At 43.3% G+C, this 22,473-nt stretch carries 22 protein-coding genes; 3 read left to right on the plus strand and 19 right to left on the minus strand.

Going from position 1 to position 22,473, the window contains the following annotated elements:
• Positions 1-517: 517 nt before the first annotated feature.
• The 4 genes from IEW93_RS18665 to IEW93_RS18680 form a co-directional block, all read right to left on the minus strand.
• Positions 518-1,363, minus strand: a complete 846-nt coding sequence (locus IEW93_RS18665) for a PfkB family carbohydrate kinase (protein ID WP_188740750.1) — start codon at positions 1,361-1,363, stop codon at positions 518-520.
• Positions 1,364-1,500: 137 nt separating this feature from the next.
• Positions 1,501-2,838 (minus strand): coproporphyrinogen III oxidase family protein, encoded by a 1,338-nt coding sequence (locus IEW93_RS18670; RefSeq protein WP_188740751.1) that lies wholly within the window; start codon positions 2,836-2,838, stop codon positions 1,501-1,503.
• Positions 2,839-3,342: 504 nt separating this feature from the next.
• Positions 3,343-3,732, minus strand: coding sequence for a N(4)-acetylcytidine aminohydrolase (yqfB, locus tag IEW93_RS18675; protein ID WP_188740752.1), 390 nt, complete (start codon positions 3,730-3,732; stop codon positions 3,343-3,345).
• Between the two features lie 37 nt (positions 3,733-3,769).
• A complete protein-coding gene (locus tag IEW93_RS18680) occupies positions 3,770-4,639 on the minus strand; it encodes an AraC family transcriptional regulator (protein ID WP_188740753.1) in 870 nt (289 codons plus the stop codon).
• Positions 4,640-4,921: 282 nt separating this feature from the next.
• Between IEW93_RS18680 and IEW93_RS18685 the strand changes: the two genes are divergently transcribed.
• Positions 4,922-6,085 carry an iron-containing alcohol dehydrogenase gene (locus IEW93_RS18685; RefSeq protein ID WP_188740754.1) on the plus strand — a complete coding sequence of 388 codons (1,164 nt, stop codon included), beginning with the start codon at positions 4,922-4,924 and terminating at the stop codon, positions 6,083-6,085.
• Between the two features lie 153 nt (positions 6,086-6,238).
• On the opposite strand, the gene IEW93_RS18690 is transcribed toward IEW93_RS18685, so the two are convergent.
• The 13 genes from IEW93_RS18690 to IEW93_RS18750 all read right to left on the minus strand — a co-directional run bounded on the left by IEW93_RS18690 (position 6,239) and on the right by IEW93_RS18750 (position 19,006).
• Positions 6,239-7,108, minus strand: a complete 870-nt coding sequence (locus tag IEW93_RS18690) for an EamA family transporter (protein ID WP_188740755.1) — start codon at positions 7,106-7,108, stop codon at positions 6,239-6,241.
• A 128-nt stretch (positions 7,109-7,236) separates the two neighbouring features.
• Entirely contained in the window at positions 7,237-7,671 is a 435-nt protein-coding gene (locus tag IEW93_RS18695; protein WP_188740756.1) for a GNAT family N-acetyltransferase, read from the minus strand.
• Positions 7,672-8,010: 339 nt separating this feature from the next.
• Complete coding sequence (locus IEW93_RS18700) at positions 8,011-8,967, minus strand: alpha/beta fold hydrolase (protein WP_188740757.1); 957 nt, start codon at positions 8,965-8,967, stop codon at positions 8,011-8,013.
• Positions 8,968-9,230: 263 nt separating this feature from the next.
• Complete coding sequence (locus tag IEW93_RS18705) at positions 9,231-10,025, minus strand: EcsC family protein (RefSeq protein WP_188740758.1); 795 nt, start codon at positions 10,023-10,025, stop codon at positions 9,231-9,233.
• Positions 10,026-10,104: 79 nt separating this feature from the next.
• On the minus strand, positions 10,105-10,344 hold the full coding sequence (locus IEW93_RS18710) for a hypothetical protein (protein WP_188740759.1): 240 nt from the start codon (positions 10,342-10,344) through the stop codon (positions 10,105-10,107).
• A 265-nt stretch (positions 10,345-10,609) separates the two neighbouring features.
• Entirely contained in the window at positions 10,610-11,626 is a 1,017-nt protein-coding gene (locus IEW93_RS18715; RefSeq protein ID WP_188740760.1) for a formate dehydrogenase subunit gamma, read from the minus strand.
• A 46-nt stretch (positions 11,627-11,672) separates the two neighbouring features.
• A complete protein-coding gene (gene fdh3B, locus IEW93_RS18720) occupies positions 11,673-12,269 on the minus strand; it encodes a formate dehydrogenase FDH3 subunit beta (RefSeq protein WP_188740761.1) in 597 nt (198 codons plus the stop codon).
• A 27-nt stretch (positions 12,270-12,296) separates the two neighbouring features.
• Positions 12,297-15,146, minus strand: a complete 2,850-nt coding sequence (locus tag IEW93_RS18725; protein ID WP_188740781.1) for a formate dehydrogenase subunit alpha — start codon at positions 15,144-15,146, stop codon at positions 12,297-12,299.
• Between the two features lie 16 nt (positions 15,147-15,162).
• The gene (locus tag IEW93_RS18730) at positions 15,163-15,360 is read right to left on the minus strand and encodes a formate dehydrogenase (RefSeq protein WP_188740762.1); all 198 of its coding nucleotides are present in this window, start codon (positions 15,358-15,360) and stop codon (positions 15,163-15,165) included.
• Positions 15,361-15,409: 49 nt separating this feature from the next.
• On the minus strand, positions 15,410-16,075 hold the full coding sequence (locus IEW93_RS18735) for a TorD/DmsD family molecular chaperone (protein ID WP_188740763.1): 666 nt from the start codon (positions 16,073-16,075) through the stop codon (positions 15,410-15,412).
• A 10-nt stretch (positions 16,076-16,085) separates the two neighbouring features.
• Positions 16,086-17,771, minus strand: a complete 1,686-nt coding sequence (locus tag IEW93_RS18740) for a 4Fe-4S binding protein (protein ID WP_188740764.1) — start codon at positions 17,769-17,771, stop codon at positions 16,086-16,088.
• A 144-nt stretch (positions 17,772-17,915) separates the two neighbouring features.
• Entirely contained in the window at positions 17,916-18,542 is a 627-nt protein-coding gene (locus IEW93_RS18745; RefSeq protein ID WP_188740765.1) for a DUF3306 domain-containing protein, read from the minus strand.
• Entirely contained in the window at positions 18,539-19,006 is a 468-nt protein-coding gene (locus IEW93_RS18750; protein WP_188740766.1) for a DUF3305 domain-containing protein, read from the minus strand. Before IEW93_RS18750 ends, IEW93_RS18745 begins: the two co-directional genes overlap by 4 nt.
• Before the next feature lie 337 nt (positions 19,007-19,343).
• On the opposite strand from IEW93_RS18750, the gene IEW93_RS18755 reads away from it, so the two are divergent.
• Positions 19,344-20,213, plus strand: coding sequence for a formate dehydrogenase accessory sulfurtransferase FdhD (locus IEW93_RS18755; RefSeq protein WP_188740767.1), 870 nt, complete (start codon positions 19,344-19,346; stop codon positions 20,211-20,213).
• Between the two features lie 6 nt (positions 20,214-20,219).
• Here the strand turns inward: IEW93_RS18755 and rlmF are convergent, their stop codons facing one another.
• On the minus strand, positions 20,220-21,275 hold the full coding sequence (gene rlmF, locus IEW93_RS18760; RefSeq protein ID WP_188740768.1) for a 23S rRNA (adenine(1618)-N(6))-methyltransferase RlmF: 1,056 nt from the start codon (positions 21,273-21,275) through the stop codon (positions 20,220-20,222).
• Positions 21,275-21,673 (minus strand): flagellar basal body-associated protein FliL, encoded by a 399-nt coding sequence (locus IEW93_RS18765; protein ID WP_188740769.1) that lies wholly within the window; start codon positions 21,671-21,673, stop codon positions 21,275-21,277. The genes rlmF and IEW93_RS18765 overlap by 1 nt, the downstream gene beginning before the upstream one ends.
• Positions 21,674-21,799: 126 nt before the next feature.
• Between IEW93_RS18765 and IEW93_RS18770 the strand changes: the two genes are divergently transcribed.
• Positions 21,800-22,366 (plus strand): chorismate--pyruvate lyase family protein, encoded by a 567-nt coding sequence (locus tag IEW93_RS18770; RefSeq protein WP_188740770.1) that lies wholly within the window; start codon positions 21,800-21,802, stop codon positions 22,364-22,366.
• Positions 22,367-22,473: the final 107 nt, after the last annotated feature.

The raw sequence follows: 22,473 nt of genomic DNA on the forward strand, positions 1-22,473 counted from the left end.
GCCACTGTTCAAAGTTAGCGAGGGTGTTAAGGAGTTTATCTGGCATCATTGTGACCGGGTTGATTTAGTTACAATGATTAAATCAGGTTAATTGAAATAAGTTGAGCTACGCTGCCGTAAGCTCACCCAGATATACGATTTACCCACTTTAACTTCATCCCGCTCATCCCTGTTGACATATAAACACTTGTAGCAATATACCCAATTTTTAGGCAAAAAAAAGCCTTACTGGGGAGGAGTAAGGCGATAAATAAAATGGGAGATTGTACCGATGCAAAGTCACACTTGTGAGTTCAATCAATTACGATACAAATTGTGTTAGACGCAAGCATCATAAACATCAATGATGACATACGCATGACAGTTATAGGGGTTCGGCTAAAAACGTTTTACTCTTTGTTGAATGATTCTTTGCAAATAAAGAGTTGCTTAGATGACTAGTCAATTCGCCTCAATTAAATCGTTTTCAATTCGAACAAAATTCAATCAGCAAAGAGCAACAGCCCTAGGGCCTAGGTTACAACAAATAGTTTTTCAAGGCGTCACCAGGAATAGAGCTTTGCGTTGCCACTGCAAATGATGCCCATAATGCGCCTTCATGCATCGCATCTGTAATTGGCATTTTATGGCATAAACCATGTATAACACCTGCGGCATACGCATCGCCTGCACCTGTGGTGTCAACAACTTCGGCATACACAGCTGGTACATGTTGCTGCTCTTGAGCACTATATACAATCGCACCTTTATCACCGTCGGTCACAATAAAGTGCTGCAATGCATTACCCGCAATGGTTTGAGCAAACTGCCACGGCGTTTGGTTACAACGGCCTTGCATATCTGTAATTGAGGCTATTAATACATGGCATGGCCGCGGGCGTTGATCTTTAGCAAGCTGCGCAACAACCAGGCAATTAGGATTATGGTTCATGGCGTCTTGCGCCCATAACTCAGCACCATTAGCAGATGAGTTGATATAAAACGCATCCCATTGCAGCCAATCTGGTGCTGCGGGTAATTCAAAGATCGGCCGTTGAGGTCTAATAATGGTTCGCTCGCCATCTGGGGTCATCACCAGTAGCATTTCGCAAGTATTACCACTAAAACGATGAACTAGGCGACAATCTAAACCTAAAGTGCTCGCTTTTGCCAAAATCCAATCGCCAATATCATCACTGCCGACTTCGCTCACTAACGACACATTATGTTTAGCCCACACCAAACCTAAGCCGGTGTTTGCCCCACCGCCACCTAGACGTAAGCCACCATCTTGATAATGAAACCTACCACCGGTTTGTAAAGGTTTATCTAAACGTAAAATACGGTCACAGTTGATATTGGCAAGCAATAGAATATTAGCCATTGGGTCTTTCCAAGCATCCATTCGATTGGATAAGCTTACGTGAATTTACCTATATCTGCATCTAGCGATTGTCACAAAAACGTCAACCTTGAAATACAGGTTGGCGTATCTTGCAGCAATACGCGCAAAACCAAAGGCTACATGTCTAAATCGGTTAATGGTTGACGTAATTGAGCGCGAACATTGTCCATGCCAGAGTAAAACTCTTTCATCATTAACAGGCCTAACATTTTCCCGTTGTCGGTCACAATCAGTTCATCTGGATTGAGTGGGTCATTTTTCAGCGCCCCCATGGCTTTCATTGACGCCATTTCTTTAAATAAGGCAGTGTCTAAATTAACGTTAAAGGTATCGCGGAAATACTGGCGAGATAAACGTCCAGAGAACATACCCAGTAAAAAACGATATTGCATGACTTCTTTTAATTGGTATTTTTTCTGCTGCTCAACGGCCATACGCCCCTGCGCAATACGCTGTTGATATTTTTTAAGCGAAAAAGTATTCACGTATAAAGTGTCATTTAAGAAACTAAATGAACCCGACCCCACACCAAGGTATTCATCATAATCAATCACGTATTCATCAAACCCTTCATTATCGGTTTTACCGAACGCCCATGCAGACAGTTGGTTATACTGGCCTGTTAAACTATTTAAAATTTGACGGTACTGATTAACCATTTCACCATGAGGCGCGGCCAACGTCCCTTTCACGCTTTTACGCGTTTGGTGAGTAATCATCAGTGGATAAGTGGTAATTTGGCGCGGGTCGAGCTTAGATGCCATGTCAAGGTCGGCTTGAATAATGTCAGCACTTTGACCTTTAAAACCAAAAATTAAATCAACGTTGATAATCGGGAATAACTCTTTTGCCGCCATAATACGATCGAATGTTTGTTGTCCCGATCCAAACTTATCGAAGCGGTCAGTCATTTTTAAAATGCCGTCATCGAAACTTTGAACACCGATCGACATTCTGTCGACCAATCCTTTTAATTGCTTAAACTCAGGGTTTGCCAAGTGTTGAGGATCAGACTCGCAAGACACTTCTTTAATGCCTGGAAACAGGGTTTTAGCATGCTCAATTGTTCTAGCTAATTCGTCTTCAAGCACGGTTGTCGTGCCACCGCCGATGTACATAGACTCAAATTGATAACCTAACTCTTTTGCCATCTGCATTTCTTTACGCAGTGCAACAAAATACTCGCGCGCTTTATCTTCACGAAACAAAAACCGATGAAAAGTACAAAACGAGCACAAGGTATGGCAAAACGGAATATGGGCGTACAACATGTACTTTTTGCCTTCAACAGGCTTAGGCATGCGGTCGGTCGAAATAGTGTCAAGTCGCAAATTTTTATCTACATAATATTGCATCACCCGTTCCATTGAACTGATCATCCAATTGGGCACGGTAATATTGGCCTGGTAAGGTTTAATCAACTCCTGGCTGACTGATTGAATAATAGTAGACATAAAAAATCCTAACGAAATGAAGCCCTGAGAGCAAAACCATTGATAACAAGGTATTAAATACAAAAGCAATAGGCGGTAAAAATATCACTTTAGCGGTAGCTAAAATGTGAGGTAACTAGTAGTTATAAAAACTAACACAGCTCAAAAAGGACATTTGTTAAGCAGAACATGTTTTAGACACTGCTGTTGTGAACCAAGTCTAAAACATGGATGCGTCAAAGATAACGAATTGAAAGGTAATTATTTATACCATTTCCATTAATTATGTGACCAATCAGAGTCGCTCAGACTGTTCAGTTTGAGGCGCATTGTTGAAATAATGGTTATTCCCTTCTAAGGCAATGCAACAAAGAAATGGACTGTCTGAGCGTCTCCTGCAAGGCGGGTTTCTGTGCCTTCTATGCTGCTTAATAGTATTTTGACGTACGACTGCATGGATGCAGGAGGTAGAGCAACGCAGGAGCAGTTGCCGAGAGCAACTATGCCTACAATCCTATTACTTGCCTAGAAGGCACAGAATTCCCGCTGAATGACCAGATAATTAGTGGAATTGGTATTAGAACTGATGCCCGCATCAATTAGCGAAAAGGAAATCAAAAATAGACATTGCTGATCAGGATATACCTGTTGAATAAGGTGCTTTAACTCATCTAAAGGTAAGCTTTCTTGAGCGGCATGAAACTCATTGATATCGTCAAAGGCCAATGGCTCGACAGACAAAATGAGGATGTCGCAAACCTTGATATGGCTTTCAAGGGTATAAACCTCAACTTGAGTACCCGGCTGGTAATGACTTTCGCTAACATCACGGATAGTAATCGTCTTTTTCCCTGATGCCACTAAGGGTGTTAAAAACTCAAAAAAAGTGATTTTTGTAGGTGCATCTGCAGCCATAGTAAAGCCTTAATTAATATCGCAATATAAAGTCACATTATAACCGAGCAAATTCGCCAGGACTTTGCTCAAAATAGCGTTTAAATTCACGGCTAAATTGTGCCGTACTTTCATAGCCTACCTGAATAGATACCTCTTTCACTTTCATTTTCTGTAATTGCAGTAATTCTCTGGCTTTATTTAAGCGGATTTTTTTAACATATTGTATTGGCGTTGACGAGGTCACCTCTTTGAAACAGCGATGAAACGCTGAGGGACTCATATTCACAAGGCCCGCTAATGTATCAACCTCAACAGACTCACCATAGTGCTTATGAATATAACTCAGTGCTTTTTCAACCCGAGATAGACGAGTGTGACTTAACGACAAGGCATACAGGGGGGCGGCATTGGGTGAGTCGAGTAATCGATAAAGCAACTCTAGCACAAGTGCCTCGCCCATCACTTGAGCCTCTAGGGGTGACTGCAAAGCCTGCAATAATCGAATAACACTACAATCCATGTCTTCGGTGCTGTCGGCAATAAAAAAACCACTTTGGCGAGATTCATTTAAGTCTTTTGGAATTTGATGATGCTCGTCCATTAACCTAACGATGTAATTTAACTGCACCAGGTTAATATCAACCATCAAAACCAACACAGGCTCTTCAATACTGGCAAAGGTTTCGCATTCTACTGGAAGCGGCACTGTCATCACTAAAGAATGCTGGCGGTCGTAATCAAAGGTTTGATCCTCTATGTACACACGCTTTTTACCCTGACCAACAATCAGCACGCCCTGGGAATAACACAGTGGACCCCGTGAGGCGTATTGTGAACCGCGAAAAACACGCACACCTGATAGGTAGGTATCGTTAACCCCTTCTTTTGGTGCTAACTGCGCCATTAACTTAGCAATCTCGTTCATCGTACCACCTTGATCATATTCACTACACCGCCCGCTAAAAGCAATGTTACCAAAAAAGCAGTAAAAGGCATTATATTTATAAAATAAACCGCATTTTTAAACAAAAAAGGCAGGAATGCGCATGAATGAGACAGTTATGTGTATGTTTATTTTGACTCAAGAGGCTAATATAGACACATGATTTTTCCGTGCTGTTTACGTCACGTTTAACACCTAATGTTAAAGAGATTGGCTTAACCGCAATATGTTCTTGTTTTATCGCAAAACCAAAAGGCGCCAAATATGCTTAATTTTAACTATCGTAACCCTACTCATGTTGTTTTTGGTAAAGACCGCATCGCAGAGCTAGATCAACTTGTACCCGCAAATGCCAGAGTATTAATTACTTACGGCGGTGGTAGCGTGCAGCGTTTCGGTACGCTTGATAAAGTCAAAGCGGCATTAGGTAACCGCACAGTATTTGAATTTGGCGGCATTGAAGCCAACCCTAAATACGACACATTGATTAAAGCTGTTGAGGTTGCACGTAAAGAAAATATCGATTTTTTACTTGCTGTCGGCGGTGGTTCAGTCATGGACGGCACTAAATTTATCGCGCTCGCCACTCAGTTCGACGGTGACACAACAAGCTTGCTACACCACGGCTTTAACCCTGTTCCTGTGGCTAACGACAAAGTGATTCCGCTTGGTGTGATTGCCACATTGCCAGCGACCGGCTCAGAAATGAATGCCTTTGCAGTTGTGAGCTATCAAGGCGGAAAATTTCCAGTAAACCACCCTTGCGCCTACCCAACATTTGCCATGCTAGACCCAGAACTAACCTTCAGCTTACCCCAAATTCAGGTGGCGAATGGTGTGGTTGATGCATTTGTGCATGTGCTTGAACAATATGCAACTTACCCTGTTGATGCTCGTGTACAAGACCGTATGGCTGAAGGTATTTTACGCACATTAATTGAAGTTGGCCCTGTCACAGTCGCAGAGCCAACCAACTATGATGCTCGAGCAAACTTAATGTGGAGTGCAACATCTGCCTTAAATGGCATGATTGGCACAGGTGTACCGCTCGATTGGTCAACTCACATGATTGGCCACGAGCTAACGGCCCTATTTGATATTGACCATGCACAAACACTCGCGGTGATATTGCCGTCACTATGGCGCGTGCTAAAAGAGCAAAAACACGCAAAATTAGTACAGTATGCTGAGCGCGTGTGGGATATTACCGAAGGTGATGAAGCAAGCCGCGTAGACCAGGCTATTGATAAGACCGAAGCCTTCTTTAAGCAAGTAGGTTTACCAGTGCGCTTACGTGACCATGGTGTAACTCAAGCGCAACTATCTCAAGTTGTTGACGCATTAGAAGCCCACGGCATGACAGCATTATCTGAAAGCGGCAAAGTTGATTTAGCCACCAGCCGTAAAATTTTAGATATGGCGTGGTAAATAAAAAACACATCGGGTTAGGTGGCAAATCACCACCTAACCCGTTGTTTTAGCGTTCAATTAATATTTGAACGTTATCCATAGCACCCTAAAACCTAACCATTCATATCTGCACGCTAATTGACATAATGCAAGGCTCTTTAGCCTATCTATTCATACCCCCATCTCAACGGCTTTTTTAGGGGTAAAGCTACTGCCTATTGACGCAATAATCACTAAACCAATTGCGGCCCACTGCAGTACTGTTAGTTGCTCACTTAAAATCACAAATCCAGCCAATGCAGCAATTGCAGGCTCTAAACTCATCAATACACTAAAGGCTTGAGTCGGCATATTACGTAGCGCTACCATTTCTAATGAATAGGGCAACGCACTCGATAACACCGCCACTAATAATCCTAGAGGTAATACTTCCCAGCTAATTAATGCTAACCCCTGACTCACCGCGCCAACAGGCACCAAGACCACTGCGGCCACCGTCATCCCAAGCGCCACGGTAATACCACCAGATGCTTGCTTGCCTGTACGAGTGCCAAATAATATATAGCCGGCCCAACATGCTCCTGCACCCAATGCCATCAAGGCACCTAAAATATCAAGCCCTTGCGCACTTGATAAACTTGGCATCAACAGCAAAATACCCGTAATAGCACAGGCAACCCAAAACAAATCACTTTTTCGTTTGGAGCTAAATAAGGCAACGGCCAGAGGGCCGGTAAACTCAAGCGCAACGGCAATCCCTAAAGGAATGCGCTCAATCGAGAGATAGAATAAAATATTCATCCCACCTAAGCACAGACCATAAATAATAATACTCTGCCAATCCCGTCCCTTAGGCAAAGCACGCCAAGGGCGAAACACTAACCACAAAACAGCTGCGGCAAAACCTAAACGCAGTGCTGTGGTGCCTTCAGGCCCAATAATCGGGAAAAGTTGTTTCGCTAGTGAAGCACCCGACTGGATAGTGACCATTGCGAGTAAAACACTACCAATAGCGGTTAGTAGTACACGATTGATTTGCATAGATTAAACCTAAAAATAAACGCTCAGTGGGGGCATTCTACCTGAGCAAACGAAAACCCGGCAGCATTAAATCATTACATGTAAAGAAGTCATACCTTTGATATGCCATCGCATTAACGTGCATAAAATTAGAGCGTTTTAACAAACTCTATTTTACTGTTCTCAATTGTTCCATTATTTTCATAACCACAAATTTGATAACCACTTGAAATAAGCATGTGTAACATATTGGGAAATTGGTTCATGGATTTAACTTTAAGCACGTTAAACCCATGCGCAATAGCCCAAGCCTCTTGCTGTTGGCGCAATTGCGAAGCCACTTTCATCTTTCGATGCGCTGGTATAACGCCACCTAACCAGCTATAAAATTCAGTATCGTTAAGCGAGTAGCCTATCTTAAAACCTATCGGTCTGGCATTGTGGGTCGCCACTAAAATCAAACTCTGTTTACCTGCCAATCTCGCAACGATGTCGGCTTCAGAGGTGAGATGGCTAAACTCAGGTATTAACGAAAGTACCGCCACGATATCACCTACCTGCCCCTTAACAAATTGGTATTCCATTATGCCGCACTCCTATTTTGTACTTTCAGTTTAATAACACTTACGATCACAACGTTGCCATATCCATAAGAGCCTCTGTGCCCATCACCAACAAACCTATTAACTGCGGGCAAACATCATCACTCGCAACCATAAGCCAAATATTAGGGTCTGTTGGTCTTTCAAGGTTATTTTTGCAGCAATAATACTTGTTTGATAAAAAGGTATAAAAAACACCTTATTCGTTAGCCAATAAGGTGTTTTGTTCATAACATGCTTTTGTTGCTCATTACAAATTAGGCTGCACGTTAGGTCATTTCATCAAACAATATAAGGGTGATGTCGCTTAAATCGTACGGCTCAATCAGCTAGCGCTTGGTCAAATGCCTTTATAAATACTGGGTAGTTTTCAATTTGTGGCATATGACCTAAGCCTTCAAGTTCAATTAATGTTGAGCCTTTAATTAACTTGTGGGCATTCACACCCAGTGTTTTGTAGTCACCTAATGTTCTAGTGACCCCTTCTTTTAACCAGCCACGGCCAGGCCCAGTTTGATCTCGGGTACCAATGATTAGTATCGTTTCACTGGTGATTTGCGAAAACCTATCGACAATGTTTTCTGAGAATATTGGGCCATAGGTTAAGGCATTATTCCACGCTATCACTGGCCAATCATCGCCTGCAAGCATGCCTTGTAACGGCGCTAACAATTTTTCATATTCATTTGACCATTTACCATCATAGTAATTGGCTTTCTGGTAATTTCTGGCTTTATCAACACTGGTGGCGAGTTCATTTTTATAAAAAAAGTTAACGTCTTTAAATTGCACATACCGGCTGTAATCTTCTAAGCCAATAGGATTAATCAAAATAAGCTTATTTACCGCGTTTGGATAGTTAACCGCAAATGTTGTTGCTAACATGCCGCCCATTGAATGACCGACAAGATCAATTTTATTAATGTGTAAACTGTCGAGTAATAACTTAGTGTTTAACGCCAACTGGCCAAAACTGTATTGATAAAAGTCGGGTTTAGTGGATTTACCAAAACCGATTTGATCAGGAATAATCACTCGGTAGCCTTTCGCTAATAAATCGTTTGCAACCTGCTCCCAGTAGTAACCAGAAAAGTTTTTACCATGCAAAAGTACAATCACTTTTTTGGTATTTTTGTCGCCAATGTCCATATAACGCATGGCTAAATCGTTTTTTTGCGAATTAAAATTAAACGTTTGGACTTCAAAGGGATAATCAAAGCCATCTAACTCTTTATTGTAGCTGACAGGCTCTGCTGCAAAAACCGACGGCAACACCATCAATAGGCTCAATAATATTAAAAAAAAATCGAATCATACTTGCCTCACTCATAAAAACGATAAACTAACGAAAATGCAAACTACCAGCCAGTTATTGCTAATACAACATCGTTCTTTTCATCTATTACATGGCGGCGCAATATCAACACATGCAAGAAAATCCCACTCATGTTGCATTGATGCTTAGTTAGGCCAAGCAAGTTACGCCTCTTACCGGCAATAACAATCTGGGCCTCACATACCTTTACACACCTTACCACTTGTTAACTCACGTGTTTCGGCAACAAATTGTACGCGGTTCTAACGGTATCATACCCATATAATCGCTCAAGCTTACGTACAATAAAGTGGCCTCTTGCCATGTCTTGAAAGTGGTCAATAAACAAGGTGTTAATGATGGCACCACCAGCGGCGCCAATGGCCGGTATAGCTTGAGCCGCGGCCTTTTGAGTAACTTGTACGCCAAATTTTTCAGCAATATGACTGATAAGCTTAACCAAGAGCGGTGCGGTTTCATCGGTTATGCCTTTTTTAACCATAAACTCAGCGGCCTCGGTTACCGATTTAGCCAACGCTGCTCTCACGGTAAAATATCCAGACTCGCTGCTGTCGTCTAAATCACTGGCGCCGCCTAAAGCAAACACTTCTAAACAGGCCATTTTTGTCTCTAACGAGGTAATCAACTCACCTTCGCTACGGGCAATATCAGCTATCGATCGCAACATAATGGTAGTAGATACAGGGAGTTCAACGGCAATGGCTGTTAAGCCAAAAAAACCGCCCACGCCACCACTCACCGCAACACCTAGTTTATGCCAACGATTCGATGATATCTCACCGGGGCTGTCTTTCATGGTAAAAATAGCCGCTTCTGAGGCTTTCATTAGTGATTTTTCGGTGACCTTAGCGATATTTTTATTCCAGTTAGCAGGCAGTAATGCCAACCCTTTTTCAATTGGCGAACCTATAAAATTGGTTATTTTTACCGCCAAGCCTGGGTTTTCTAATAGTGATTTGGCAATCGCAAGTTCTTTGTGATGCAATTGAGAAATATTCAACGATTCTCCCCCTAACAACAGTGCTATGACGTCACAAAAAAATGAATATTCAAATAGTCATACAATAAAGTGAACCACTTTAATCATCAGTTTTCACGTTTTGGCTGACTGTTTTGGTATTTTTACTCACTATAGTCTGCATTTCTTGCTCAGTTTTGAGGCGACAAACAGCCAACTGACCTAAACGCATCGCTTTAATTGCCTCTAAAGGATCTTCACTCTGACGACCTCGTTGTGACATATCATAAGCAACACTATCATCAACAATCTCATCCATATTGTCATCAACAGACGTTGTATCATTTTTGGGCGTTGCCATTACAGCCTCTTTTATATTTAAGTCGTTTTAGTAAAAAATATCGTTTAAGCGAGCTAAACAGGTCATTTTCACCATATTTAATAACATACCTCTTTCTCTACTCATGAGGATAGCCTTTGATCATAGTCATATTAATCACACCGCTAAACTCACCATGCCGCAATCAGCCAAAACAAAAAATGCCAATAAAAAACACCTTGTCAGTAACCTAACAAGGTGTTTTATCTCTATCATGAACAAGTGGATTCGCACTTATTTTATAGGCTTACTCTTTGTATTTTAACGTGCCATCGGCTTTGATTTCGTCGTACCACACATTATGGTGCTGCGAAGCCCAGTTTTCGTCACAATAGCCAGATACCATACACTCCATACCACCTTCACTGAGTACGGTTGCCATCCAAATATGCACAATGGTAAATGCGATTAAAATCGTCGCACTAACACCGTGTATCAGCAAGGCAATCATTGACAGCTCACGAGGTAATTCCAGTGTTGGGAACACCAGCATAACGCCTGTAGCACTGATGCTTAGACCAAAAATAGCTAAGGTCCAAAACCACATTTTTTCACCCGCGTTGGCAAATCCACTGTCTGGATGTTTGCCTTTAAACGGACCAAAATTAATGTAGCCACCTACCACTAAAAACCATTTTAAATCATACATTTTAAAGGTTTGTAATGGCATCCATTTAATCACACACAACAACCAAGACACCATAAAAATGGGTCCAGACCAATCGTGAGTAAACTTACAAAATGCAATGAGTCCGGCCCATATTCCTTCGCCCACATAAGGCGCAAGAAAATGCCGTCCGAGCATAATAACAATGCCCGTTACCATTAGTGTGAGGCAAGATACTGCCATTATCCAATGTAACCACAGATCGCTTTTGTTCCATCGAAGCACCATTTTACCTGAAAAGCCTTTACTCAGTTTAGATGGACCATTGACTAAGTAAAACACTAAAAAGGCACCAAAAACCCCTATTACGGCTAAGCCGATTGCAGGTTTTAGGTAGGTATTTCGCAATGCCTTTCCTTCATTGCCGGCAACATTGATAAGTACATCGGCTTCTAACGCTTTATCTGTACTGTATCCCGGTTCGCCGGCTTTTACTGCACGCCAGAGATCTGCATCGCTGGATTTAGACGTTGCTTGTTGCTGGCTAGATTGTTCATCAGCGGCATACACCGGCGATGTGGCCAATCCTAATCCCATACACAGAACCAACAGAGCAAACATCCTGCGCAGTGATTTGTTTAACGTTAAAGTTAACATTGTCACTCCTTAAGTGGCTGCGAACTTAATCGCAGCCCATGCTCGGTTAGATCATTTCGCCTGTTTTAGGATTGTAGCCCCAAATCACATTTGGATTACCGCGTGTTGCCATACGTTGACGGTAAATGTCAGACACTATGCCTGCATCGCCCGCAAGTAACGCTTTGGTTGCACATAACTCGGCGCACATAGGTAATTTACCTTCTGCAATACGGTTTGAACCGTATTTTTGGCGCTCTGCATCAGAATGATCTTCTTCAGGGCCACCCGCACAGAATGTACATTTATCCATTTTACCGCGGCTACCAAATGCAGTCTTTTTAGGGAACTGCGGTGCACCAAATGGGCAAGCATAGAAGCAGTATCCACAACCGATACAGGTATCTTTGTTGTGCAATACTATGCCGTCTTCGGTACGGTAGAAACAGTCTGCAGGACATACGGCCATACAAGGCGCGTCGGTACAGTGCATACAAGCAACTGATATTGATGCTTCTCCTGGTTCACCATCGTGAAGTGTCACCACGCGGCGACGTTGAATACCCCACTCTAAAGCAGAGTCGTTCTCGTTTTTACAAGCTGTGACGCAACCGTTACACTCGATGCAGCGTTTGGTGTCACACAGAAATTTCATGACTGCCATAATGGCTTATCTCCTCATCAAGTGTTGTTAGGCTTTGCTGATCTGACACAAGCTAGACTTAGTCTCTTGCATCTGAGTCACAACGTCATAGCCATAGGTCATTACAGTGTTAGCTGATTCGCCAATAACGTAAGGTACCGTGCCTTCTGGGTAGTTTTTCTCTAGGCTCTTGCCTTCAAATACACCCGCAAAGTGGTATGGCATAAAACATTCACCTGCAATAACACGTGGTGTCACCATTGCTTTAACGGTGATCTTTGCCCCTTCTGGACTGTGAACAAACACGTCGTCACCATCACGTAAACCGCGATCTGCAGCATCTGCTGGGTTGATCTCGATAAACATTTCTTGCTGAAGTTCTGCAAGCCATGGGTTTGAACGGGTTTCTTCACCACCACCTTCGTATTCAACCAAACGACCTGTAGTAACCGCTAATGGGAAGTCGGTTGCAAAGTCTTTATCTTGAATAGACTTATAAAGTGTTGGTAGACGTGCAACCATGCGGTCTTCATAAGTAGGGTATTTAGCCACTAAATCACGACGAGGTGTGTATAGCGGTTCACGGTGTAATGGAATGTCATCAGGGAAGTTCCACACGATACAGCGCGCTTTCGCGTTACCGTACGGGATACAACCATGCTTAATCGCCACACGTTGGATACCACCAGAAATATCGGTTTTCCAGTTTTGCCCTTCCGCGTGTACTTTTTCTTCAGCGGTTAAGTCATCCCACCAGCCAAGCTGTTTAAGCATGTCAGCGGTAAACTCTGGATAACCGTCTTGAATTTCAGATCCTTTTGAGTAAGACCCTTCGGCAAGAATGTTGTTGCCATTATGCTCAACACCATAACGCGCGCGGAAGTTACCACCACCGTCTTTTACTTCACGGCCGGTACGATACAAAATTTGCGTACCTGGATGCTTCATTTCTGGTGTACCCCAACATGGCCAAGGTAGACCATAGGTTTCACCTTTAGCTGGACCGCCTGGTGCCTCTAACGAGTCAACATCAAACGTGCCCCAGTTTTCTTGGTGCATTTTCAATCGCTCAGGGCTTTGACCTGTATAACCAATGGTCCACATGCCCTTGTTAAACTCGCGGGTCACATCTTCTACTAATGGCTCTTCGCCATTGACTTTAATGTGCTTACAGAATTGCTCTGCAACGCCCCATTTTTTAGCCAACTTGTACATAATGATGTGATCAGGTAACGACTCAAACAATGGATCAATGACTTGCGTGCGCCACTGAAGCGAACGGTTTGACGCAGACACAGAGCCATAGGTTTCAAACTGAGTTGCCGCAGGTAATAGATACACGCCATCTTGACGTTCGTGCATAACACCCGCCATAGTTGGGAATGGATCGACAACGACTACGGTGTCCATTTTGTTCAGAGCTTCACGCACTTCACGGCCACGGGTTTCAGTGTTAACAGATTGACCCCAGAAGAATGCGAGACGAATATTGTCTTTTTGCGCAATCTTGGTTTTGTCTTCTAACACGCCATCATGCCAACGAGAACAAGGAATACCTGCCGAGGTTTGCGGATCTTGCCCAAGATATTGTGCCTGATCAAAACGGCCTTTAATCCAGCTTGGCTCGAGATCCCACACATTAGCCCAATGGTCCCATGCACCAGTTGTTAAACCATAGTAACCCGGTAAATTGTCAAACAATAAGCCAAAGTCTGTGGCACCCTGTACGTTATCGTGACCACGGAAAATATTGGTTCCGCCGCCTTCGACACCCATGTTGCCAAGGGCTAGCTGTAAAATACAGTATGCACGAGTGTTAGCGTTACCAACGTGATGCTGAGTACCACCCATACACCATACTACGGTGCCGGGTTTGGTTTCTGCCATCATTTTAGCAACACGATACATTTGCGCTTTAGGTACACCAACTACATTTTCAACTTCTTCTGGCGTATATTTTTTCACTTCTTCTTGGATACGTTCCATGCCGTATACACGTTGAGAGATGAACGAATCATCTTGCCAACCGTTTTCGAAGATGTGCCATAACAGACCATAAATAAATGGAATGTCGGTACCTGGACGAATATGCACATACTCATCAGACTTAGCGGCTGTACGAGTAAAGCGTGGATCAACAACAATGATTTTTGCACCGCGCTCTTTACCAATTAAAATGTGCTGCATCGCTACTGGATGCGCTTCACATGGGTTAGAACCGATGAACATCATGCATTTTGAGTTGCGGATGTCGTTAAACGAGTTAGTTTGCGCACCGTAGCCCCAGGTGTTTGCTACACCAGCTACCGTGGTAGAGTGACAAATACGTGCAGAGTGATCGACATTGTTAGTGCCCCACATTGCTGCTAATTTGCGATATAAATAAGCTTGTTCGTTTGAAAATTTGGCGCTGCCCATGAAGTAAACTGAATCTGGACCAGACTCTTGACGAATCGTTTCCATTTTATCGCCAACTTCATTAATGGCTTGCTCCCATGAAAGACGCTTCCACTTGCCGCCTTCTAATTTCATTGGGTATTTTAAGCGTTTTTCACCGTGACCATGCTCACGCAGTGCAGCACCTTTGGCACAATGTCCACCTTGGTTAAATGGATGATCGAATGCAGGCTCTTGCCCTGTCCACACCCCATTTTGTACTTCAGCATAAATACCACAACCCACTGAACAGTGAGAACAGATGGTTCTTTTCACTTCAGTTGGTGCGTTATGAGGCACATCTTTTGCCTCAGCTTTACGCATCATACCTGCACCAAGCATTGACGCTGCGGCAATACCACCTGTCGCCAAACTGGCAGACTTGAGGAATTGACGTCGGTTAAGACCTAAGCCAGACGTTGTTTTAGTCTCGACTGTGTCTGATTTGCGGGTTAATCGCATCACACACTCTCCTTTGTTATTTGCTTAACGAAGCATAGTAGTTACGAATATGCTCTGTTTCGCGGTAGTTACTGCCCGTAGGCTCCTGTGTAGACGGTTTAGTTACCTGAGCAAGTGCGGGTGCACTTACGCTAGCAACAGCACCTGCCGCACTGCCGAGCGCTAATGCTTTTAGCATTTGGCGACGACCCATGTCGGAAGCTTGCTTACTCATAATGTCTCCTTGTTAATAAAAAGATGTGGCCAGTTGACCATCATCCGGTTTAGTTAATTTGCACAGCTTGTTCTTCTACTGGATCTAAGTCAGCACTACCTGGACAATTCACCGGAATATTTAAACTTAACTGTTCAAATTCGTTAGCTTCGGCCGTAAAAAAGGCGTTAGCCAGTTGCGCAACCGCAACGTAAAACTTAGCACTAGGTGTTTTAGCCAAATTGTCGCAAAAGCGAATAATCCAGCTACCAATATGGCGTTGATAAAACGCTAATTGGCGATAACCTGGAGCTTCTAAAATGAGGCACCCCATCACTTCGCATAATGCGGCGACATGATCTTCGGGTTCTTTGACGTTTTCTTCGCGTTCAAACCCTAACTGCATTAAGTCACTGCGTAATGCGGCTAGGGGTTTGTCCATTAATGAACCCGTCATAAACCAACTGCCGTAAGGCATAATTTCACCGCTGCCTACACCTAAAAAAATGGCAAAATATTCATCTTCTAAAGTATCTGTATTACTTTTTTGTGCTGCTTGCTTCAATGCAACCCAGGCGTCGCTCATGGCGTTGCCGTCTTCGACTTCTATGTCTAAATCAGCTAAAAACTGTAATAACTCGGTACTCGGTTGGCGGCGCAATAATGCGGCCAATAGCTGATAAATATCTGCTCTTAATTGGTCGTTTTCGTTAATTTGTCTTATTGTTTCAGTCATAACAGATCTCTTATCGCAATTGCTTTTCTGGATCGTCAAGGATGTCTTCAAACATGTCTTTTACTCGGCAGTCGCCACACATTTTCAAACGCTCAATATTGGCGCTAAACGCACTGTGCGCGCCGACCATTTCTATCATTTTGTGCACCATGGATTGGGTGGCAAATTCGCTACCGCATCGTATGCATTCAAAAGGAGGTTCTTGTTTTAGTATTTGAACTTGCTGGCGCTGTTGGGTATTAAAGTTTATTTGAGCCGCTAAACTGATAACTTTTTCAGGACATGCTGCTTCACATAATCCACATTGCACACAGTCTTGCTCTGTAAATTTAAGCGCGGGGGTATTTCCGCCATCTTTTAATGCTTGAGTGGGACACGTGGCCACACACGACATACATAATGTGCATTTGTCGCTATTAATGCTCACCACACCGTAAGGGATATTGGCCAGCACTAATGTATTATCAACTGCGGCAGCCTGGCTGTTGAGATGGTCAATAGCTTGGAACAACTGACTGCGTTTAGGGTTATTTGTCGGCTCGAGTTTTGCCGGCTCCTGCACCATTGGCATAATAACAGGCCATGCAAGGCTAATTGCTAATGATGGATATAAATCGGTGAGATCGGCTGGGCTAATTAAGCGGATCCGCTGTGGCTGGCCCATTTCATCTAAAATACGATTCGCAAGTGCAAGTTCACCTTTTAGCATCTGGGTTAACGTTGGCGCGGTGAGCGGCGTATTTAAAATAAGAATCTCACGTGCGCCATAGGCGAGTGCGGTCATCCAATGATCTATACTGGCTACGGTTATTTCTTCCATTGCCACAGGCAGTACATCACCACTTAATTCGTCTGTAATAAACTGTGCACCAGCCTCATTGTCATGAAATAACACTACAGGAGCCGTTTGCGCTTGCAGACGAAAGCGACTCACTAGTTTTTCAAGATATGCATGTAATGATTTTGGGGTGGGTAAATCGTAACTTAATGCCCCTGTTGGACAAGCATTAGTACAACTGCCAGCGCCATGGCAAAGATATGGGTCGATTTCGATTTTTTGCGCCACACTGCTAATGGCATCTGCAGGACAAAAATTGAGGCAGCGATTACACCCATTTAAACCATGCTTGTTGTGTGCGCAAATATCATGGCTCACTTTTACGTATCGAGGCTTATCAAATTGACCGACTAAATCCGGAATTTGTGCTAACGCATCGGCAAGCAAAGCCTGATCTTGGCCAACATAAAAATACCCTGGAGGTAACATTTCTAGGTTAATGCTTGGGCTACAGCTTAAGTCGAGAACAATATCAAAGTGAGCTTGACGTATTGCTACCACACTTAATTCACTCACGCTGTGGTCGCTTTCTACCTTGACCTGAAACTGGCCTAAAAAGCCTTTAATACTGACTAACTTATTGTAATAACTTTCTACTTGAGTGGCGGCACTCATTACTGCTTCAAGATGGGCTTCATCCTGACTGGTAATGGCTTCATTAGCCAAAATGACGCAGCTGTTCATAGTGGACAATTTGTCCGCGGCCAATCGAGCAAGATCTTCTGGGCCAATAACTAGCACATTGCCCTGAGTGGTATAGCTGACGGTTGGCGGGATCAGATTTTGTAAAATCTGAGTATTCGCCATCACCTGCTGCCGAGCTTGTTTCAGCATTGGTTGGTTTTTTATTATGGTCATTGCGTTCCTAATATCGGTTTTTATACCTGGTTAATGCAGTGGCTCACTCCTGCAACTAACACTTTGTTATTCACATCAACTCATTAAATCGACTGACTGCATTCCCGATCCGTTATCAATAACATATTGAGATACAAGGGTCTGTTAGCCTTTAGCCTCATCACTGGCAAAAGCTTGCTCAAGCAGGTCATCATCCTGCACTTGAGCGTTAGCCGATAACGTTTCCGATTGCTGAGTAATGACTAACGACTCATCAACTTCTGTCGATTCTGTTTCACTGTTTATTTGGGTTGCCACTGCTTCATCACTAGCCATTTCGGCCTCAGAATCAGCAAGCAATTCATCTTCTGTAATCTTGGTTTTCTCAACCACATAACGAAACACTTTTCCGGCAAGTTCTGCTGATACATCGGCCGATAAAATCGGTTGATTGCTGTAATCCAGTGCATATTCTAATAAGCCATCAATGTGACCATACTGTGGTTGCTTCCAAAGTGCTCGTAATGCTGCAGCTTTGGTGGTCGGGTCAACATTTTTAGCCATGAAACGAGCAAAACTGCCACCCACTTCAATTGTGGTTGGATCAGGTAATGGCTCTTCTTCAGGACTTACATCCGGTAAAGTATCGTCAAGTTCTGCAGGCTCTGTTGCTTCGGATACCAGCTCAAGCGATTCACTATCCTTAGTATCAAGCGCTTGCTGCTCAGCTTCAGCGGCAACGCGTTGACGACGTAGCTCCCAACGACTCAGTAAGCCATCTTGACCACTCATTGCATACTTCCTGGACGGTTTGCACTTGGTCCTTCATTTTTACGGCGATTAACATGCTTACGACGGTGTGCGCTAATTTCTACTTCGCCATGACGAGTAATAAAGGCTTCTATCCAACAGGCAATCGCACTCGGCATAGGAATGTTCAACACGGGAGTATCAGACTCGAGGCAGCCGGCACTGACATTTTGATCCGCAGAAATAAAAGCTGGTACCCAGGAGCCGTCACTCAGCTGATCACACACTATGTATAGCGTTGGATTATCCATATCGAGATTAATACGGTAGCTACCACGCTGATCTTTATAAAGCTCAAGCGGAACGAGCACTGCATTTTCTGGCTTAGTTTGGGTAGCGGGCACCATGTGTTCGAGCTCCCAACGCACTGATGTCCACCGCCCAGTTTGCACTGACACTTTTTTAAGTGACACATACATAGGCCATATCTTGTCGTTATGTTGCATATTGATGCTGACCTCTGACGTTATTACGTGCCCAATAAGTCACGTATTGTTAAATTGCTTTAGCTAGTAAGAGCAAAATCGATGCCAACTAAAAAGTAAAATTTACTTTGAACTCGATCTCAATTTACCCGTTAACAATAGGACAATATGTCCACACTGCAATGCAGACTGGGACATTAATACGCGTAAAAAGTATTGAAATGCTAAAGATTTGCGCCAGATCACGCTTAAGTAAGATCTTTTAAGTTTAGGGAACAATAATTGCTATGCTAAACAAACGATGAAGCGATTCAATTGTGCCAACATCTTCAATAAAAATTCCCCTAGAGGCTTACCTATGACTCAATCCGCTTCGGCAACATCTTCAGCTCGCAAGCCTGTTAAATTTGTAAAAACAGCCACCCAGGTACCATTAACGCTTGCGGTTAAAGCCGTTGACGACCAAGGGGTTGTGGTTGATAAGTTTGTCGCATGTGAACGTCCGCTAACTGTGTATTTAAATTGGCGCCCCATCGTCACGCTCATGACCTTAGGCGCTAAGCCCGAGTCGTTGACCATTGGCTATCTTAAAAATCAGGGCTTTATTAGTGACTTAAGTTTGTTGGAGTCGGTAATTGTTGACTGGGAAGTGAGCTCAGCCGCAGTTATCACGCAGGAGGTTTCAGACGATATTGAACAAAAGCTGGCTGAAAAAACGGTCACATCTGGATGTGGGCAAGGCACGGTTTATGGTGGTTTTTTACAAGGTTTAGATAACATTTCATTACCTACGCCAGCATTAAAACAATCTACAATTTATGCATTACTCAACAACATCAATGCGTATAACGAAACCTATAAAAATGCAGGTGCTGTTCATGGTTGCGGCATTTGCCAGGACGATAAAATATTAGCCTTTGTTGAAGATGTTGGTCGTCATAATGCTGTTGATACATTAGCCGGTGACATGTGGTTAGATGAGCAAACTGGCAGTGATAAAATCTTTTACACCACCGGCCGCTTAACCTCTGAAATGGTGATTAAAGTTGCCAAAATGGGCATACCAGTATTACTGTCGCGCAGCGGCGTCACTCAAATGGGGTTAGATTTAGCCAAGCAACTAGGGATTACCCTGATTGCCCGGGCCAAAGGGCGACACTTTTTAGTGTATCACGGCAGTGAAACTATCGACTTTGATGCTCTTAAGGCAAACGCCACACCCCAGTAAGGTTTATTACACCCGCATGTTGGCCCATTGTTGACGTAAATCGGCAGGAATAAAACTCCACGCTAATATGCGAGTGATTTTGTTGCCTTGCGTCATTTCAATGGTTTTTACCTCTGCCGCATTTAATTGTTTGAGCCGTTGATAACACGGTTTAAGGTTGTCTGATTTAGACACCAATGAGGTAAACCATAAAACCTGGCTGGCATATTGTTTACTTTCATTGATCATGTTGGTCAAAAATAGCGATTCACCACCATCACACCATAACTCCGCTTTCTGCCCGCCAAAGTTCAACCTCGGATTAGTTTGTGTAACCGTTAAGCTGTGCGATGTTTTACCGTGTTTTTGCTGTTGGCTTTTTGCTAAGTTAGTGACTTTTCGCAATGTACCAGCAGCGGCTTCAGCTAACGAGCCATGAAACGGCGGATTACACATAGTGACATCAAAACGTTCATTTTCAGCAATAATCCCATGAAAAATATGTTGTGGATCCGGTTGTATTCTTAATTGCAAATTCGCTTTAATATTAGGATTGCTGTTGGCAATGGCCGCCACATTACTAATCGATACAGGGTCAATGTCTGATGCGACAAACTGCCAGCCGTATGTCTGAATCCCTAAAATCGGATAGATACCATTCGCTCCAGTACCAATATCGCAGACGCGAATGCTGCTCCCTTTAACCACAGCCCCTTTATGCGCTAATAAGTCAGCGATATAATGCAGATAATCAACTCGCCCAGGCACCGGCGGGCACAAGTATCCAGTGGGAATATCCCAGTTTTTTATCTTATAGTCACTGAGCAATAAGGCTGCATTGAGGCACTTTACCGCTTTAGGATCGGCAAAATCAATTGAGGGGTTTCCATAGGGATTTGCACGCACAAAAGCACTTAACGAAGGCATAACTGCAGTTAATCGAGCAAAGTCATAGCCATGTTGATGGGCATTACGGGGATGCAGTTTTTTAGGGGTGATAACGTGATTAAACGTTTTCTTTTGCTGTGTTGGCGAGCGCTTAGCATGCTGCTTGGCTCGCCCGACAGAATGTGAACGACTCATTAATCGTATAGGTATTTAGTAAATAGTAAATTAACCACTATCGCCTTACCGACTTCTTGTTGCATCAAGCGGTTTACGGTTTCATAGCACTCACGGCGAATCTCTTCACGACCAGATAACGATTTCACTTTATCTTCAGCCTGGTTTCCTAATATTTCAACAATAGCGGAGCGCAGTAGAGGATCATGGTGCTCTAAGCTCACAAGATCGTTAGGATCTTTAACCATCAACTCTACACTGATTTTCACAAAGCCTAGTTTTTTACGATTAGAAATGTAATTGGTGACAATATCAGGCTCGAAACCATAATAAGCATAATCTTCCAAACCTTCTTCAGCGGCGTGCAAGTTAAACGAAGCGCAACACAGCATAACTAACGTTAAAAGCCATTTTTTCATAATGAGAGACACTCCTAAAGATGTAACGTTAATTAAATCGGCCATGTTGTTCACACCTTGAGGTGTGTTTGGTCATTCATGACATGGTAGACTATTGCTGTTGAGGTATATTGTAACGAGTTTTAGATGAACGTGACCAGTGTTAGCTTTCCATATGGTGAATCAATTCATTGGTTTTCGCCAGAAAAAATACAATCATTGCCAGATAACCAACTAAAAGACTGGTTACTCGCGACAGGCAGTTTAACTCAACGCCTCAAAACTCACTGCACTCATTTTGAAGTCAAGGTCTTAGGGGAGCATTTACTCACGCCGCTTGAAGACGAATTTCCAAGCCATAATGAGCCAGTATGGATCCGTGAAGTATTATTGTGCCTGGACGGTACACCTTGGGTGTTTGCACGCACATTGATCCCGCAAAACATATTGCACACTCAAAGTAATCATTTTACCCGATTAGGCACACGTCCACTGGGTGAGTTACTGTTTTCTAGCCCCAATATAACACCTGGTTCTATTGAGGTTGCAAAATTTGAGACATGCGGACGTCTTGCAGCTCTCGCCACCAGCTTAAATCAACAAGTTAACTCTAGTTTGTGGGGGCGTAGACGCTATTTTAACTTGCACTGCTCACAACTTATCGTCAGTGAAATATTTTTGCCCGCTGCAGTTGAGCGCATTAATCATCTCTAAGACAGGATCCTATCTTATTTTAGGTTATGCACTGATAGGCCAAATGAACACTTCAGGCGAGTGACCTTAACAATTGTTGATAAATAACAACCTGAGTTAAAGACGCT

This window comes from Shewanella inventionis, assembly GCF_014641855.1.
Lineage (GTDB): Bacteria > Pseudomonadota > Gammaproteobacteria > Enterobacterales > Shewanellaceae > Shewanella > Shewanella inventionis.